This is a genomic window from Nocardia sp. IBHARD005, from assembly GCF_052814245.1.
In genome coordinates this window covers 2,117,714-2,133,483 of the sequence record NZ_CP199935.1, presented here as the reverse complement: position 1 = coordinate 2,133,483, position 15,770 = coordinate 2,117,714, and the positions used below count along the sequence as shown (strand labels likewise).

Sequence of the window (15,770 nt, the reverse complement as noted above, 5' to 3'; positions counted from 1 at the left end):
TTAGGACTCAGCCTTCTTGCGCTTCTTCTTCGGCGTCGGCGTATCGGCTTCTTCGGTGACTTCGTAGCGCCGCACATAGGCGCCCGCGAATCCTTGCAGCGTGGCGGTGACAGGAATCGCGAGCAGGGCGCCGGTCGGCCCGAGCAACGCGGCACCCGCGATCACCGCCCCGAAGGCCACCGCCGGATGCATGTCCAGGGTGGTCGCGGTGATGCGCGGTTGCAGAACGTAGTTCTCGAACTGCTGATAGGCGACGATGAACAGCAGGATCCACAGCGCCGTGATCGGGTCGTGCACCAGCGCAACCAGCACCGGGAGCGCGCCGGCCATGTACGTGCCGACCGTCGGGATGAACTGGGAGACAACGCCGACCCACAGCGCCAAGGCGAACGCCGACGGCACCTCGAGCACCCGCAGCGCGACATAGTGCGCGATCGCCGAGCACAGCGCGAGCAGGGCCCGCGAATAGATGTAGCCGCCGGTCTTCTCGACCGCGATGTCCCAGGCCCGCAACACATGCCTCTGCTGTTTCGGCGGCAGCAGCGAACACACCCAGGTGCGAAAACGCGGCCCGTCGGCCGCGAAGTAGAACGTGAACAGCAGCACCCCGAGCAGCTGGAACAGCGCGCCGATCGCGACAGTGCCGATGCCCCAGACGTTTCCGGCCAGACCCACCAGATACTTCTCGATCGTGGAACTCCACTCCGAGGCGTACTTGGTCAGGTCGTCGCCCGAAATATCCTGGTGGAAGGTCGAATTGACCCAGTCGACCAGATCCTGGACGTAGTCGGGAGCGTTCGTCACCAGCATGGTCACCTGGTTGACCAGCAGCGCGCCCAGCGTCCACACGAACGCGACGATCACCACCAGCACCACCAGGAACACCGCACCGGTGCCCGCCCCGCGCCGAACCCCGCGCGCGGCAAGCCAATTCACTGCGGGTTCGATCGCGAACGCCAGGAATATCGACACCAGCAGCACGGTCAGCAGGCCCTGCATCTTGGCGAGCACCCAGAACGCCGCGATCAACCCGGCCACCGCGAGCACGGCGTACAGCAACGCCCGCGGCAGCCAGCGTGGTGGTGTTCGCACCGACCAGAAAGCAGGCAGGACACTCACGTCGGCGGGCGGTGCGGCGGGTTCAGCGGATTCGTCCTCGGCAACCACGAATGTCACGGTACCGAGGACGAGCGCCCACAGCCCATCGGCGCGCGTGCCGCCGACCCGGCGGACTACACCGTGGCGGTGTCGATCACGAACCGGTACTGGACGTCGCTGGCGACCACGCGGTCGTACGCGGAGTCGATCTCGTCGGCGGAGATCAGTTCGATCTCCGCGCCGATCCCGTGCGAGGCACAGAAGTTCAGCATCTCCTGGGTCTGTGCGACGCCACCGATCATCGAACCGGCCAGTGACCGGCGGAAGCCGGCGAGGTTGCGCCCGGTGACGCTCATCGGGTTCTCCGGCAGGCCGAGGATGACGAGCGTGCCGTCGAGGGCGAGCAGGCGCAGGTAGCTGTCGATGGGCAGGTCGGCCGACACCGTGTTGATGATCAAGTCGAACTGACCGCGCAGCTGACGGAAGGTTTCCTTCTCGCTGGTGGCGTAGTAGTGGTCGGCCCCCATGCGCAGGCCGTCGTCGCGCTTGCGCAGCGACTGGCTGAGCACCGTGACCTCCGCGCCGAGCGCCGCGGCGATCTTCACCCCGACGTGCCCGAGCCCGCCCATCCCGATGATCGCGACCTTCTTACCCGGTCCCGCGTTCCAGTGCTTCAGCGGCGAGTAGAGCGTGATGCCCGCGCACAGCAGCGGCGCGGCGACATCGAGGCCGATGCCTTCGGGAATCGCGACGACGAAGCTCTCCTCGACCACGATCTGGGTGGCGTAGCCGCCCATCGTGTACCCGCCCGGCTGCGCGGTTTCGGGGACGGGCGAGTTATAGGTCCAGGTGGGGCCGTTGGTGCAGTACTGCTCCTCGCCCGCCAGACACGGCACGCACTTACCGCACGAGTTCACCAGGCAGCCGACGCCGACCCGGTCACCGACCTGGTACTTGCGCACCGACGAGCCGACCGCGGCGACGATGCCCGCGATCTCGTGGCCGGGCACGCACGGATACTGCGCGCCACCCCACTCGTCACGCGCGGTGTGGATATCGGAGTGGCAGATACCGGCGTACTTGATGTCGATCAGGACATCGTCGGGACCGACTTCGCGTCGTTCGATGGTGACCTTTTCGAAGGCCCCGTCAGGGGAGGGCTTGGCGTAGGCGGCAGCGGTGCTCATGGCTACATGCCTACAGCCGCATGCGTGCTTTGCCAAGTAGGCCGCACCGACGGCGGGGTCTCGGGCCCGATCGGGCCTCGTACCGCGTCCTGATCGAGACCGCCGGACGCGGAAAACGGGTCACAATGGACTGGTCGGCTCGCGAGAGAGGACATGTGCTGTGAAGCGTGTCGGACAAGTGCTGGTGACGATGCTGGTGGCGCTGCTCGGGGTCAGCGCGTTTCTCGGGTATCGCGGGGAGTTCACCCTGGTCGAGCCGGAGTTCGTGGCGCAAGCGCAGGCACCGGTACTGGTGCCGCTCGACCCCGTGCTGGTCGCCGGTCAGGTGGAATCGGTACTGGTCAATATCGACGTCGACGCGGCCGGTTTCGGCATCGGGGCGGCCGGGTCGGGGATCGTGCTCACCGCCGACGGGCAGATCCTGACCAGCCATCACGTGATCAAAGGGGCCGAGGCGCTGAGCGTCACCGATATCGCCAACGGACTGGTCTACGAGGCGACCGTGCTCGGCTACGACTCCGGCGCAGACATCGCGCTGTTGTCGTTGGGCGGGGCGGCAGGACTGCCGACCGCGCGGCTCGGCACCTCCGCCGACCTGCGGATCAGCCAGGATGTGCTGGCCATCGGCGACGCGGGCGGCGACGGCGGCCAGCCGACCTCGGTCGCCGGTCCGATCACCGATCTCGACGCGACGATCGTCGCCATGAACTCCGCCGACCTGACCCGCAAGGCACTGAACGGGATGCTGGAGATCGCCGCGCCGGTGATGGGCGGGCAGTCCGGCGGCGCGCTGGCCGACGCGTCGGGGGCGGTGGTCGGGGTGATCACGGCGGCGTCGGGCGAGGCCGCAAGGGCCGAAGGCAAACCGGCCAACGGCTATGCGGTCCCCATCGATACCGCCATGCGGATCGTGGCGCAGATCCGTTCGGGAACGCCGACCGAAACCGTCCATATCGGCCCGACCGCGACCCTCGGCGTGCAGGTGATCGATGCCAGACCGGCAGGCGCCCAGGTGAGTTGGGCCTTCTACGGCCAACCCGCGCGCGCGGCCGGGATCACCATCGGGGACGTGATCACCGCGGTCGACGGCGTCTCGATCACCACCGCGAAGGCACTGAGCGCGGCCATCAACGTCCGCAAACCCGCCGATCCGGTCCGGCTCGATGTCACCTCACCGGACGGCGCAACCCGAACCGTCGAGGTGGCGCTGGCCCAGGGAACACCCAACTAGCCAACAACCTGAACCCACGTGGTAGTCGGTGCCGGGCAGGCCGACCATCACCCCGTCGTATCCGGCGTGGTTCTCGAACCGGTGCAGCTCGCGCAACCCGAGCCCGTCGACGTAGAAGCGCACTACCTCGTCGAGCCGATCAGTCGGACGCGCGATCCGAACCTGCGCAACAGGCAGGGACTCCGGCCAACTCAGCACCGCGACCCTCCCGACCTCACGCTATCGCCGCGAACTGTGGTAGTCGACGCCGAGATCCGCTGGGGTTCAGGCATTCTCATGTTCAACGGAGGCCAATCCTGGGAAAAGGAACAACCGGCAACGAAAGACTTGTTCACTCACTCCGCTGTCGCGGCCGCCACCTGTGCGGCAAGCGCCCGCCGGCGAACCCGGCGCGCCGCGGCCACCATGTTCCGCAACGACGGCTCCAGCTGCCAGTAGTGGCGTGTCTTGAGCCCGCCGTCGGGATTGGCCCACAACCGTTGCGGGGTTACGGCATTCGCGGCCTGCGTGAGCAGCTCGTCGAACTCGTCGATATCGGGGATGCGGGCCGAGCGGCTCTCGTACACACCGGGGCCGACGCCGTGGGTGAGGCCGTGGCCGGTGGAGAGGTCCTGGGTGAGCGCCTCGATGACCCATTCGATCGAGCGGGTCGCCACGATCGCGGTGACGTCGGCGTCGAGCTGATCGATCGCGTCGACCACCTCGGTGCGACCGGAATAGCCGATGTGCGTGTGGATCTGGGTGTCGGGGCGCACCCCGGAGGTGGCCAGCTTGAACGCACCGACCGCCCAGCGCAGGTACTCCTCGCGGCCGCGCGGGCGGGCGGGGAGCAGCTCACGGATGGCGGGTTCGTCGACCTGGATGATCGCGATCCCGGCCTTCTCCAGGTCGACCACTTCGTCCCGAATGGCAAGTGCCACTTGGTCGGCGGTCTCGTAGAGCGGCTGATCCTGGCGAACGAACGAGCGCGCCAGCATCGTGACCGGCCCGGTGACCATGCCCTTGACCGGCTTGTCGGTCAGCGACTGCGCGTAGGTGGTCCATTCCACCGATATCGGCGCAGGCCGTGCCACATCGCCGTAGAGGATCGGCGGTCGCACACAACGCGAGCCGTACACCTGCACCCAGCCGAAGCGGGTGGTCGCGAAACCGTCGAGCTGCTCGGCGAAGAACTGGATCATGTCGTTGCGCTCGTGCTCACCGTGCACGAGAACATCGAGGCCGATGTCTTCCTGCAGGCGGATCGTCGCCTCGATCTCGGCCTCGACCAGCTTGCGGTAGTCGTCGCCGGACAGCCGACCCGAGGCCACCTCGTAGCGGGCCTGGCGCAGCTTGCCGCTCTGCGGGAACGAACCGAGCGTGGTGGCGGGCACCAGCGGCAGGTTCAGCCGCTCCTGCTGCGCGGCCGCGCGCACATCGTAGGGCGCGCGTTCGCGCATCTCGGGCGTCACCGCGTACACCCGCTGGCGCACCGCGTGCTTCTGCTTGAAATGCACCTCGGTCGGCCGCTTGCGCCAGTGCTCCGACGGGCCCTCGGTGAGTGCCTTGGCGAGCGAGACGACCTCGCCCACCTTCTGTTTCGCGAAGGCGAGCCGGTCGGCGACATTGCCTTCGATGTCGTATTCGGCGAGCACATCGTAGGGCACGTGCAGCAGCGTGGTGCCGGTGGACACCACCAGATCCGGGCACACCTCGGCGATCGCGTTGAGGTAGTTCAGCGTGACCACCCGGTCGGCCCGCCACACATTGGTGCCACTGATGACACCCGCGTAGATCCGCTTGCGCTTGATCCCGGGGATCTCGGCCAGTTCCTCCGGCGTCATCCGGTACGAGGCCAGATCGAGCCCGATCGCCTCGACGTTGCTCGCGGCCAGAATCCGCAGCGCCTCACCGAAGTCGCCGTACTGCCCGGTGACCAGGATGCGCGGGCGCAGCGGCGCCTTCGCCAGCCGGTGGTAGGCCTTCTCGAACGCGGCCAGCTCGGCGGGCGTGCGCTCACCGGTGAAGCAGGGTTCGTCGAGCTGCACGCAGGTCGACCCGCGCTTGGCGAGGATCTCGAACAGCTCTTCGTAGAACGGCAGCAGCTGATCGAGCAGGCTCAGCGTGTCGAACTCGGTCTCGCCCGGCACATGCCCGGCCTTCGACAGCAGCAGCAGCGACACCGGGCCGAGCACCACCGGACGCAGCTCGATCCCGCGGGCGGCCGCCCGGTCCCACTCGTCGAGCAGGGCCTGCGGATGCAGCGAGAACGTGGTGTCGGCGTCGAGTTCGGGCTGGCGGTAGTGGTAGTTGGTGCCGAAGAAACGCACCAGCTCGAGCGGCGGGGTGTCCGGGTTGCCGCGTGCCATCAGGAAGTAGAAGTCGAGCGGGTCGAGCCCGGCTTCGAACTGCTTGAAACGCGAGGGCACCGCACCGAACAGCAGCGCGTTGTCGAGGATGTGATCGTAGAAGGAGAAGGTGTTTCCCGGCACCTGCGTGAGTCCGGTGGCGGCCAGCTCGTTGAACTGACGCTCCTGGATATCGCGGCCTACCGCGCGCAGTTCCTCGCGTTCCATCGACCCGCGCCAGTAGGCCTCGAGCGCACGCTTGAGCTCTCGATGCGGACCGATCCTCGGGTATCCGAGAACGCTGGACCCGAATCCATCGGTGACGTTGACCATGACCGGGATACTCCCTTTCGATCACCTGCGCGGTCGCCCGGTCGACGCCGGACCCACGCATCGCTGCGCTCGACATAACACCGGAAACGCAAGCGCGTCCGGCTACAGCAGCTTAAGCCGCCAGAACACCCCTTCACCGCACCCCCCGCAAACCCCGAGCACCTGAGCGCCTTTTTGTAAGTCTCTTTAGGGGCCCGCCCTGATCTGGACTGACCGAAGGGTGCGACGAAGGAGTACCCGTAGGGAGGGAAGATCAGGGGCCCGAAGGGCCCCGCTCGAGCGCGCCAGCGCTCCAAAAACACAGCCACCAAACGACCCCGAGCGGGCAGCCCTGATGTGTCCCTACCGAACTGCCCGCGGACGTCTATTTGCCGTACTGGTAGAACCCGGCTCCGGTCTTCTTACCGAGCAGTCCAGCTTCGACCATGCGCATCAGCAGCGGCGGGGCGGAGTAGAGCGGCTCCTTGAACTCGGAGTACATCGAGTCCGCGATCGACTTCACGGTGTCGAGGCCGACGAGGTCGGTCAGCGCCAGCGGGCCCATCGGGTGGGCACAGCCGAGCACCATCGCCTTGTCGACGTCGTCCTTGGTGGCGAAGCCCGACTCGACCATCCGGATGGCCGAGAGCAGATACGGCACCAGCAGCGCGTTGACGACGAAACCGGAGCGGTCGGCCGAGCGCACGATCTGCTTGCCGAGGATCTCGGCGGCGAACTGCTCGGCGCGCTTGGCGACCGGCTCGCTGGTCTTGAGCGTGGTGACCAGCTCGACCAGCGGCAGCACCGGCACCGGGTTGAAGAAGTGCAGACCGACCACACGCTCGGGGTTCGCGGTGGCGACGGCGATCTTCATGATCGGGATCGAGGAGGTGTTGGAGGCGAGCACGGCGTTGGGGTCGGTGACGACCTTGTCCAGCTCGCTGAAGATCGCCGTCTTGACCTCTTCGTTCTCGACAACGGCTTCGACCACCAGCTGACGGTCGGCGAAGTCGCTGAGATCGGAGGTGAAGCGCAGCCGCCAGGCCGCCTGCTCCCGCTCACGCTCGGTGATCTTGCCGCTGCTCACCCCACGGTCCAGCGAACGCAGGATCCGTGCGCGGCCCGCAGCGGCGAGTTCACGGGTGGTCTCGTAGACGAGGACGTCGACATGCGCGCGTGCGCACACTTCGGCGATACCAGCGCCCATCTGTCCCGCGCCGATGATTCCGACGCGCTGAATCTTCTCGCTGCTGCTCACGTCCCGCTCCTGTAATTTTGGCGGCTGGCGCCGCGGATTTCGGCCCTGTGACCCCGCCTCTTCCCTCCCTCCGGGCACTCCTTCGTCGCACCCTCCGGTCAGTCCAGAGTCGGGGGCGGGCCGAAATCTTTTAGATTTCGGCCCACAATATAGGGATGCCCTCCCCTGTCGGGGCTGATCGACAGGGGAGGGCGTACACCCCTACCTTTGTAGAGGAAATCCGTTGCTAATCAAAGCAACTCAGTGGAACTGGCCCTCTTCGGTGGAGCCCTTCAGAGCAGCCGTCGAGGTGTTCGGGTCGACGGTGGTGGCGATGGTGTCGAAGTAGCCGGCACCGACCTCACGCTGGTGCTTGATGGCGGTGAAGCCACGCTCGGCAGCAGCCTTGAACTCGCGCTCCTGCAGGTCGACGAACGCGGTCATGCCCTCGCGAGCGTAGCCGTGCGCCAGGTCGAACATGCCGTAGTTGAGCGAGTGGAAGCCCGCCAGGGTGATGAACTGGAACTTGAAGCCCATCGCGCCGAGCTCACGCTGGAACTTCGCGATGGTCGCGTCGTCCAGGTGCTGCTTCCAGTTGAACGAAGGCGAGCAGTTGTAGGCCAGCAGCTGGTCCGGGAACTCGCTGCGAACCGACTCGGCGAACTTGCGCGCGACCTCGAGATCCGGGATACCGGTCTCCATCCAGATGAGGTCGGCGAAGGGGGCGTAGGCCTTGGCACGCGCGATGCAGGGCTCGATGCCGTTCTTCACACCGAAGAAGCCCTCGGCGGTGCGGGTGCCGTCCAGGAACTCACGGTCGCGCTCGTCCACATCGGAGGTGATGAGGGTGGCGGCCTCGGCGTCGGTGCGGGCGATGATCACCGAAGGCACGTCGGCGACATCAGCAGCGAGCCGGGCAGACGTAAGAGTGCGGATGTGCTGCTGGGTGGGGATCAGCACCTTGCCACCGAGGTGGCCGCACTTCTTCTCCGAAGCCAGCTGGTCTTCCCAGTGCACACCGGCGGCGCCGGCCACGATCATGGCCTTCTGCAGCTCGTAGGCGTTCAGCGCGCCACCGAAGCCGGCCTCGGCGTCGGCCACGATCGGGGCCAGCCAGTTCTTGACCGACTCGTCGCCCTCGACCTTGGAGATCTCGTCGGCGCGCGAGAGCGCGTTGTTGATGCGACGCACGACCGCGGGAACCGAGTTCGCCGGGTACAGCGACTGGTCCGGGTAGGTGTGGCCGGACAGGTTGGCGTCACCGGCGACCTGCCAACCGGACAGGTAGATGGCCTTCAGGCCGGCGCGAACCTGCTGCACGGCCTGGTTGCCGGTGAGGGCGCCCAGCGAGTTGATGTAGTCCTCGTTGTTCACGAGGTCCCACAGGATCTCCGAACCGCGACGGGCGAGGGTGTGCTCCTCGACGACGTTGCCCTGCAGCTTGGAAACCTGCTCGGCGGAGTAGGTGCGGGTCAGGCCCTTCCAACGCGGGTTGGTGTCCCAATCCTGCTGGATTTCCGCTGCGGTCTTCGGGGTGCCGGGGAGAGACATCTCTTGACTCCACTTCCTCGTGTGGTCGGTGCTCCACGCAGTAGGCGTGCGAATCAACCGGTGGCTGAACGCTTTCGGTTGCACATCTCGTACTGCTGGAGCAATTTGCAGGCTTGCTAGGACTTACTAGGGCCCAAGGGGTGTACTTCCAAACAATGGCACACCCAGAAATGGCCGTCTACCTGTTGGTTGTGTGAATCTCAGCTAGTTTTGCCGACGCGTTTGCTAACTTTGCGAAATTAGCGGGCTAATTGCACGCATCCAGCCTACCGACGGGTAGCGCTGACCAGGAGTTTTAGCATAACGCTCGTACTGTTAGCGATCATCAGGTGGGTACGCTTCGGCACACCCGAGCCTTCCAGCGTGTGAGTTGTTTCACACACCACGCCGGACACGAATGGTGTGCGTGTCGTCACTCGATTTGATCACGACGCGGGTATCGGTCCCATCGCCCCCAGGAGTGGGTGCACCGCACGGCGCGCGAGACACTCATCCACCGAGACGACAAGATGCTCGGAACCCTGGACGTTCGTCCACGCAAGACGAAAGAGTGGGTCCATGAGGATGTCGAGGGTCGTGGCAACATCGCTGACCGTGCTGGCGGCGGCACTGAGCCTGGTGCCGGTGGCGAGCGCGCACCCGAGCGAGGCGGCAGGCACCGTCGTCGGCGTCGAGTCACTGTCCGCCGCGGCGACCCTGCCCGGTTCCGCCCGTGCCGAGCGCCTGCTCTACCGATCTACCACCGCGGGTAACCAGCCGACCACGACCAGCGCGGCCGTGTACTTCCCCGCGGGCGAGGCCCCGCAGGGCGGCTGGCCGGTGATCGCGTGGGCGCACGGGACTGTCGGCCTCGGCGACGACTGCGCCTACAGCGTGGCCGGGCCCGCGGCTGTGGAGCGTGACTGGGCCTACCTCGGCACCTGGCTGAACCAGGGCTACGCGATCGTCGCCGCCGACTACGCGGGCCTGGGCGGACCCGGCGAACACCCCTACCTCAACGGCATCGCCGAAGCGCACAACGTGGTCGACGCGGTGCAGGCCGCGACCGCGCAGTACCCGTCCCTGTCGAACAAGTGGGCCGTGGTCGGCCAGTCCCAGGGCGGCGGCGCCGCGGTGTTCACCGCCCGCTACGCCACCGAGTTCGGCGGCACCGACCTGGATTACCGTGGCGCGGTCGGCACCGGTGTCCCCGCCTACATCGAGGACGTCATCGGGCTCATCGGCCCCGGCGTGCCTCCCATCGCCCTGAGCTCGCACCTCACCGCCTACGTCCTGTACATCCTCAGCGGCCTGCGCACCACCTACCCCGACCTGAACATCGACGGCCTGCTCACCGACTCCGGCCGCACCTGGCTCGCCCGCGCCCAAACCGCCTGCATCGGCCCCCTCGGCGACGAACTGGCCGCCGCGAAACCCTCGATCGGCAGCATGTTCGCCCGCCCCCTGTCCTCGATCCCCGACGCCCACAGCCTGCTCGCCCACTACATGGGCCTGCCCGAATCCAGCTACGACCGCCCGCTTTTCCTCGGCCAGGGCCTCCAGGACACCGATGTGGTCACCCCCGAAACCCTCCGCTACGCCGCAGTCCTGCAAGCCAACCGCCAGCCGATCACCTTCCGCACCTACCCCACCGACCACGACGGCACCGTCAACGCGTCGCTGGTCGACTCGGTCCCCTTCGTCAGGGGTTTGTTCGCCTGAGCCGAAAAGATTGCTTCTTATAACGCATTCATTATAATTGAAGTATGTCCAGCTGGCGGCTAGTCGTCCATCCTGCGGTGAGGGAGTGGTTGCATGAGGTTCGCAAGGTCGACAGGGTGACTGCGGCGCTGATCGGCGCCGCGCTGCACCAAGTACTCACCGGGCGAGGGCCCGACGAGGGTCGGCCACTGGTCGACCGAGTCGGACACAGCGCACTACACAATCTGAAGGAGCTGCGGCCAGCGAGCAGCGGAACCACAGAAGTCAGGGTGCTGTTCATCTTCGACCCCGAGCGGCAGATGGTTCTGCTGGTCGGTGGCGACAAATCCGGCCGCTGGAAAGAGTGGTACCGGTCGGCGATCCCGCTCGCCGAATCACGTTACGCCGAGTATTTGGCGGCACAACGAGGAGAGGAAGGAGAAGTGTGATGACAAACTCGGGCGATGACATGAAGTGGCCGTCATACGACGGTGTCGAGCAGTTGCTTACCGAACTCGATTTGAATGATGAGGATCTGGCACGAGCGAATCAGATCACCGAAGACCATGTTCGAGCGTGGCATCTCGCTCAGGTCCGCACCGACCAGGATCGGTCGCAGACCGAACTGGCTGCGGCAATGGGAGTAAGTCAGCCGCGAGTCAGCGCACTCGAACGCGGTGACCTCGACGTCGTGACGCTGTCGACGCTTCGTGCCTATGTCCGCGCCCTGGGCGGAAAATTGAGCATCGTCGCCGACTTCGGCGACCGCGAATACCGCCTGTCTTGATCGACAACACCATCGCTGACCATGACGATCACCCACTCCGGGCCGAAGGCAACCAGGCGACCTACGACCAGATCAACTGGATTCCCGTTCAGGCGGGCTAGAGCCTGCGAGAACTGAGGTCCAACCTCCAGGCGGACGCCGTCTACGCACGAGAGAACCGACCGTCCTCCCTGATGCGGGAGTGGACGATCGGCCATGTGATTCGACACTAGCAGGAGGCATGAAATCGGCACGCAACCGCTTGTAACCAGCTATAACAAGCCGCACAATTCCTTTGCCGGAAGCCCGATCGAGCAGGGATGGTTACGACACCGGCACCCTTGGGTGCTCGATACGGTTCAGCACAGCCCGCAGGTCATCATGACCGCAGCAGCCGGATTCCTTCCTTGCCACAGCGGCCGAAACAGTACTGACACTCCATGTCGATCGGATCATCGATCGCGACAACAGCTTTCAGTTCGTAGACCCGGTCCTTCACTCCCCGAACCTTGCCGCAGAGCGTCCGATAGGTTCCGTCAGGCTTGATTTCGCGAACGTAGTGCGCGCGTGTCCCCGTCTTCGTCCGCACCCAACAACCAACCTGCACAGCATGATTCGTATCCGCGACAGTCTCAGCGGTGGCGGCCGGGCGTTGTTGCTCGCCCGGCACCCTTTGTCCTGCACGCTTGCGACGGTCGGGCGACTGCGCTATGCCCTTGGCAGTGGGGTTAGTCGGCACGTGCCCGAAGATACCCGGACGTGGCTATCCCGCGGTCTCGTTCATGACAAACGCCATTGCCATGTGGCCCTTTGGCATCAGCGCCTGCGAGGCAGTCTGGACTGCAAGTCGGTGAAAGTCACCGCGAGGTTCACCGGGCTGGTCAGGACAAGAGCGTCGGTGTGCGTATGGCGGGTGACATAGCGACGACCCGACCAGTCGAGACGGCACTCCTCCACCTCGGTGATCTGCTGCCAGTCCTTGTCGAAATGCACGATGAGGTACACCGGAATCCCGGCGCGGGCATACAGTTCACGCTTGATGCCGATGTCAGCGTCGACCGTCCCCTCCGAGGTGATCTCCGCGACCAGCAGGATCTGCGTGGCAACCGTACGGACGTCGTAGCGTCCGGCACCGCAGTCGCGCAGCATTACGTCCGGGTAGCGGACCCGCAAGCGGCGGGCGTCATCGGCCGACTCGCTATCTGCCAGGCGAATCGGCGTGTCGCTGTGCACCTCACGGCACGGACCATCCGGATCGACGGCATACTCGAGCGCGGCGGCCAGGCGGCGCACGACCAGGTCATGCTCTGGCGACCGCGCCATGCACTCGATGAGAACGCCGTCGTGGATTTCACCGAATTCCTCCGGCGGACCCGTCAGGAACTCCTCGACGCTGACCAGCCGTTCTAGCTGTTTACGCGGGGCCGACATGGACCCACCGTACGCGAATTCGATCCTCGGTATCGAATTCGCCAGACCGCTGGTCGCCACTGCCGGGGCCCCGTCGATGTCGGCTATGTTTTGCCTGTCTCGATCGGGGTTTGCCCAGCAATGGGGGGCGGCCGTGCCATTGTCGTGGTTTCGCCTCAACCTCCGCCGACTCCGGAGCCCACGCAGGTCGTGCCTGAGCTAAATTTCAGCGTGTCTCAGGGGTGGGTGCCGGTCTTCGGCAACAACAGGGTTGTCGCTACGCCCACCGTGCTGCTGTGCGGCTCGTTCGCAACTCTCATCGGGCTATGGCCGCTCCTCAAGACGGGCCCTCATGGTGATTCGCCCTCTTATTCGCTATGGGACCTACGCGAGGTCGGCGCTCCTGGCCTGCCCTTGCTGGTCCTCGGCGCAGTTCTGCTGGTCGTCGCGGGTATCGTCACGCACCTTCGCGCGATGCCAAGCGTGTGGCTGTCCAGTCTCGCAGTCGCCGAAACACTAGGCAGTCTGTTGGCACTGTCAGTCGGATTCACGATGTTTCTCGCAAAGGTGAAATATCCTGGCACCACTGACATCGCGTTTCAGCCGGGGCTGCTACTCCTTGTCGCTGGGCTCACCGCCACACTCGTTAGCACTCGGCAGCAGCCGACGTCCCGCAGCTCGCCGGCCTGAGCTGTCCAGGGATAATTTCATCGGATTCGACCCAGGCTGGACCTCCCAGGAAGTCCACGGGCACTGACCACTTCTGTGAGCTGTATCCCCTTCGCCCACAACCTGTTCGATGGCGTATGACACTTTCGCCGTCGGAGTTGGCGTGCGCGACTTACTGCCACGGGTCGATGACAGGAACACCAGCGGCCTCGAACGGGGTGGTGTCGCGGGTGGCGACGGTGAAGCCTGCGGCGGCGGCCGTGGCCGCAATCATGCCGTCGGCGGTACCGATCGCGACTCCTGCGGCACGGGCTCGCGACATCAGGCGCGCGTATTCCGCGGTGGCCTCGAGGTCGTAGGGCAGCACGCGGCCAGCGAACAGCGGCAGGGTGTGATCCGCCAACCGCGCACTGAGCCCATCGCGGCGGCGACCGGCGGGCATGGCCGCGATGCCGTATCGGAGTTCGCCGACGGTGACCGCGGCCAGGTAGAGGGTGTCGAAATTCTGAGCATCGAGCCAGGCGAGCACGCGCGGGTCCGGAGCGCCGCCCATTGGTTCGCTGATGACGTTGGTGTCCAGAATGATCACTCGCCGAATTCCCATGGTTCGGCCGGGCTGTGGTCGCGGTTGTTCAGCAAGGCGAGTTCGTCGTCGCTCAATGGGTCCGCGGCCCAGATCTCGGCCAGTCGGGTCCCGAGCTTGATCCGCTCGGTCGGCTGCACGGCATCGGTGAGGATGGCGCGCATCTCGGCCTCGACGCTGCGTTCATGGGCGGCGGCGCGCTGACGGATCGCGCGGTGTACTTCGTCACTCAGATTTCGGATCGTTACGTTCTTCATCTGCCATCACCCCTTCTCATATGCCATCAACGCTGGCACATATTCCAGAATGATAGCATTCGTAGCCCATTGCATCCAGCGTGACGCAGGACTGCGACTACACCTCGATGCCAGACTTCGACGTCATCGAACTCTGATCTTGCCCCTAGCCCGCCTGCTGGACCCGTTGCGCACCAGGGTGATTCAACTACAGTCACGGGCGTGAGAATTATTCGATCCGCCGCCGTCGCCGCTTTCGCGCTGCTGCTCGCGCCTGCCTTCGCGCACGCCGACCCGCCGCCGATCTTCACCCAGGAAGAACAGTGCGACACCACGCGCGCCCTGGTCGACAACGTCCGCGCCAGCAAGCCCGACGCGACGCCGGAGGAGATCGCCGACGCGTTCGTCAACTACATGGACTCCATGGGCGCCTACAACCGCGTCCCCCAGGCCAAGGAATCCGACCGCCAGGTCACCCTGACGAACATCGACCGCTGCGGGCTGGCCTAGGCGCATCGGTGCACACCGAAAGCCGCCATAACCAGGCGGTTTTCGGTGTTGCGACCTAGCGAATGTTCATGTCGTCGAGCGTGTCCGCGGTCAGAATGTTCGCCGACCACCCCCGTAGCTGCTCGAGGTCAGCGCTGCCCACAATCGCGATGACCTCGCGAGGCACCGCACCGAACTTCAACGCGAGCTGATCCGCAAGCAACTCCCGCAACATCGCGACCCGTCCGCGCGCCTCACCACGCGCCTCCCCAATGGCTTCACCCTCGGCCCGAAGCTGTTCAGCGGTCGTCACGAGTGCCTCCTTTGCCTCGGGCGGCTGCTCAACTTATCGAATGTTCATGTCATCGAGCCTGGCCGCGGTCAAAATGTTCGCCGACCACTCACGAAGCTGCTCGAGGCCAGCACCATCCACAATCGCGATGACCTCGCGAGGCACCACACCGAACTTCAACGTGAGCTGATCCGCAAGCAACTCCCGCAACATCGCGACCCGTCCGCGCGCCTCCCCAATGGCTTCACCCTCGGCCCGAAGCTGTTCAGCAGTCGTCACGAGTGCCTCCTTTGCCTGCGGCCCGAGCTGGTCGATGAGCGGACGCAGCTCGTCTGTCGGTGTTTTGCTGACACTCATAATGTACGTGAGCACTGCGGTCAAGTCATCGATGCTTATCTTGCGTAGATAGGGGAGCAGGGGCTCCATGTCGCGGGCGAGGTGCTTGTTGCGGGGCGCGGTTTTCAGCAAGACCTGCAGCGTAACGACGGCGGGTGTGCTCGAGCGAGCGTAGACGGCGTCCAGGTTTGTGCTGGTTATGTCATCGAACTGCACGCCGAAGGCCGCCATCGCGGTCGCCATCTTCATGACCAGTCGGGTTTCGGTGTTGCGAACCGGAGTGAGGCCGAACCGTGCGTAGAACGCCGCAGCGGGTTCGTCGATCGCATCGACAACGATGAGGCGTCCGCCGGTGGTGCCGGTGTA

At 65.5% G+C, this 15,770-nt stretch carries 17 protein-coding genes; 5 read left to right on the top strand and 12 right to left on the bottom strand.

Features of this window, described 5'->3' with window-relative positions:
• Together ACTWPB_RS10070 and ACTWPB_RS10065 are read right to left on the bottom strand one after the other, a co-directional pair.
• Complete coding sequence (locus tag ACTWPB_RS10070; protein ID WP_446225409.1) at positions 1 to 1,167, bottom strand: AI-2E family transporter; 1,167 nt, start codon at positions 1,165 to 1,167, stop codon at positions 1 to 3.
• 65 nt (positions 1,168 to 1,232) lie between these two features.
• Positions 1,233 to 2,285 (bottom strand): NAD(P)-dependent alcohol dehydrogenase, encoded by a 1,053-nt coding sequence (locus ACTWPB_RS10065; protein WP_446225408.1) that lies wholly within the window; start codon positions 2,283 to 2,285, stop codon positions 1,233 to 1,235.
• 160 nt (positions 2,286 to 2,445) lie between these two features.
• Here ACTWPB_RS10065 and ACTWPB_RS10060 point away from each other — a divergent pair, with 160 nt between their 5' ends.
• A complete protein-coding gene (locus ACTWPB_RS10060; RefSeq protein WP_446225407.1) occupies positions 2,446 to 3,516 on the top strand; it encodes a S1C family serine protease in 1,071 nt (356 codons plus the stop codon).
• Here ACTWPB_RS10060 and ACTWPB_RS10055 read toward each other — a convergent pair.
• The 4 genes from ACTWPB_RS10055 to aceA form a co-directional block, all read right to left on the bottom strand.
• Positions 3,457 to 3,714 carry a hypothetical protein gene (locus ACTWPB_RS10055; RefSeq protein ID WP_446225406.1) on the bottom strand — a complete coding sequence of 86 codons (258 nt, stop codon included), beginning with the start codon at positions 3,712 to 3,714 and terminating at the stop codon, positions 3,457 to 3,459. The two genes, ACTWPB_RS10060 and ACTWPB_RS10055, sit on opposite strands and share 60 nt — an antisense overlap.
• Positions 3,715 to 3,851: 137 nt before the next feature.
• A complete protein-coding gene (metE, locus tag ACTWPB_RS10050) occupies positions 3,852 to 6,176 on the bottom strand; it encodes a 5-methyltetrahydropteroyltriglutamate--homocysteine S-methyltransferase (protein WP_446225405.1) in 2,325 nt (774 codons plus the stop codon).
• 364 nt (positions 6,177 to 6,540) lie between these two features.
• Complete coding sequence (locus ACTWPB_RS10045; RefSeq protein ID WP_266293923.1) at positions 6,541 to 7,413, bottom strand: 3-hydroxybutyryl-CoA dehydrogenase; 873 nt, start codon at positions 7,411 to 7,413, stop codon at positions 6,541 to 6,543.
• Between the two features lie 240 nt (positions 7,414 to 7,653).
• Entirely contained in the window at positions 7,654 to 8,943 is a 1,290-nt protein-coding gene (gene aceA, locus ACTWPB_RS10040) for an isocitrate lyase (RefSeq protein WP_378709799.1), read from the bottom strand.
• Between the two features lie 558 nt (positions 8,944 to 9,501).
• Here aceA and ACTWPB_RS10035 point away from each other — a divergent pair.
• The 3 genes from ACTWPB_RS10035 to ACTWPB_RS10025 are packed head-to-tail and all read left to right on the top strand — an operon-like array spanning position 9,502 to position 11,410.
• Entirely contained in the window at positions 9,502 to 10,644 is a 1,143-nt protein-coding gene (locus ACTWPB_RS10035) for an alpha/beta hydrolase (RefSeq protein WP_446225404.1), read from the top strand.
• Positions 10,645 to 10,688: 44 nt separating this feature from the next.
• A complete protein-coding gene (locus tag ACTWPB_RS10030; RefSeq protein WP_446225403.1) occupies positions 10,689 to 11,072 on the top strand; it encodes a type II toxin-antitoxin system RelE/ParE family toxin in 384 nt (127 codons plus the stop codon).
• Positions 11,072 to 11,410, top strand: coding sequence for a helix-turn-helix domain-containing protein (locus ACTWPB_RS10025; RefSeq protein WP_446225402.1), 339 nt, complete (start codon positions 11,072 to 11,074; stop codon positions 11,408 to 11,410). Before ACTWPB_RS10030 ends, ACTWPB_RS10025 begins: the two co-directional genes overlap by 1 nt.
• Before the next feature lie 358 nt (positions 11,411 to 11,768).
• On the opposite strand, the gene ACTWPB_RS10020 is transcribed toward ACTWPB_RS10025, so the two are convergent.
• From ACTWPB_RS10020 to ACTWPB_RS10005, 4 genes are all read right to left on the bottom strand, one after another.
• Positions 11,769 to 12,128 carry a hypothetical protein gene (locus ACTWPB_RS10020; protein ID WP_446225401.1) on the bottom strand — a complete coding sequence of 120 codons (360 nt, stop codon included), beginning with the start codon at positions 12,126 to 12,128 and terminating at the stop codon, positions 11,769 to 11,771.
• Between the two features lie 77 nt (positions 12,129 to 12,205).
• Positions 12,206 to 12,820, bottom strand: a complete 615-nt coding sequence (locus ACTWPB_RS10015; RefSeq protein ID WP_446225400.1) for a Uma2 family endonuclease — start codon at positions 12,818 to 12,820, stop codon at positions 12,206 to 12,208.
• Between the two features lie 820 nt (positions 12,821 to 13,640).
• Positions 13,641 to 14,057, bottom strand: a complete 417-nt coding sequence (locus ACTWPB_RS10010) for a PIN domain-containing protein (RefSeq protein WP_446225399.1) — start codon at positions 14,055 to 14,057, stop codon at positions 13,641 to 13,643.
• The gene (locus tag ACTWPB_RS10005) at positions 14,054 to 14,308 is read right to left on the bottom strand and encodes a FitA-like ribbon-helix-helix domain-containing protein (RefSeq protein WP_446225398.1); all 255 of its coding nucleotides are present in this window, start codon (positions 14,306 to 14,308) and stop codon (positions 14,054 to 14,056) included. Before ACTWPB_RS10005 ends, ACTWPB_RS10010 begins: the two co-directional genes overlap by 4 nt.
• A 201-nt stretch (positions 14,309 to 14,509) precedes the next feature.
• Here ACTWPB_RS10005 and ACTWPB_RS10000 point away from each other — a divergent pair, with 201 nt between their 5' ends.
• Positions 14,510 to 14,797: a hypothetical protein gene (locus ACTWPB_RS10000; protein ID WP_446225397.1), complete on the top strand. Its 288-nt coding sequence runs from the start codon at positions 14,510 to 14,512 to the stop codon at positions 14,795 to 14,797.
• Positions 14,798 to 14,852: 55 nt separating this feature from the next.
• Here the strand turns inward: ACTWPB_RS10000 and ACTWPB_RS09995 are convergent, their stop codons facing one another.
• Entirely contained in the window at positions 14,853 to 15,089 is a 237-nt protein-coding gene (locus ACTWPB_RS09995; protein ID WP_446225396.1) for a hypothetical protein, read from the bottom strand.
• Positions 15,090 to 15,122: 33 nt separating this feature from the next.
• The gene (locus ACTWPB_RS09990) at positions 15,123 to 15,653 is read right to left on the bottom strand and encodes a hypothetical protein (RefSeq protein ID WP_446225395.1); all 531 of its coding nucleotides are present in this window, start codon (positions 15,651 to 15,653) and stop codon (positions 15,123 to 15,125) included.
• Between the last annotated feature and the right edge of the window lie 117 nt (positions 15,654 to 15,770).

What these genes read in the sequence shown, in the direction of transcription:
- ACTWPB_RS10035 (WP_446225404.1), top strand. Translation starts at nt 9,502, where the DNA reads ATGAGGATGTCGAGGGTCGTGGCAACATCGCTGACCGTGCTGGCGGCG.
- ACTWPB_RS10015 (WP_446225400.1), bottom strand. Translation starts at nt 12,820, where the DNA reads ATGTCGGCCCCGCGTAAACAGCTAGAACGGCTGGTCAGCGTCGAGGAG.
- ACTWPB_RS10005 (WP_446225398.1), bottom strand. Translation starts at nt 14,308, where the DNA reads ATGAAGAACGTAACGATCCGAAATCTGAGTGACGAAGTACACCGCGCG.
- ACTWPB_RS10030 (WP_446225403.1), top strand. Translation starts at nt 10,689, where the DNA reads ATGTCCAGCTGGCGGCTAGTCGTCCATCCTGCGGTGAGGGAGTGGTTG.
- ACTWPB_RS09990 (WP_446225395.1), bottom strand. Translation starts at nt 15,653, where the DNA reads ATGAAGATGGCGACCGCGATGGCGGCCTTCGGCGTGCAGTTCGATGAC.
- metE (WP_446225405.1), bottom strand. Translation starts at nt 6,176, where the DNA reads ATGGTCAACGTCACCGATGGATTCGGGTCCAGCGTTCTCGGATACCCG.
- aceA (WP_378709799.1), bottom strand. Translation starts at nt 8,943, where the DNA reads ATGTCTCTCCCCGGCACCCCGAAGACCGCAGCGGAAATCCAGCAGGAT.
- ACTWPB_RS10065 (WP_446225408.1), bottom strand. Translation starts at nt 2,285, where the DNA reads ATGAGCACCGCTGCCGCCTACGCCAAGCCCTCCCCTGACGGGGCCTTC.
- ACTWPB_RS10025 (WP_446225402.1), top strand. Translation starts at nt 11,072, where the DNA reads ATGACAAACTCGGGCGATGACATGAAGTGGCCGTCATACGACGGTGTC.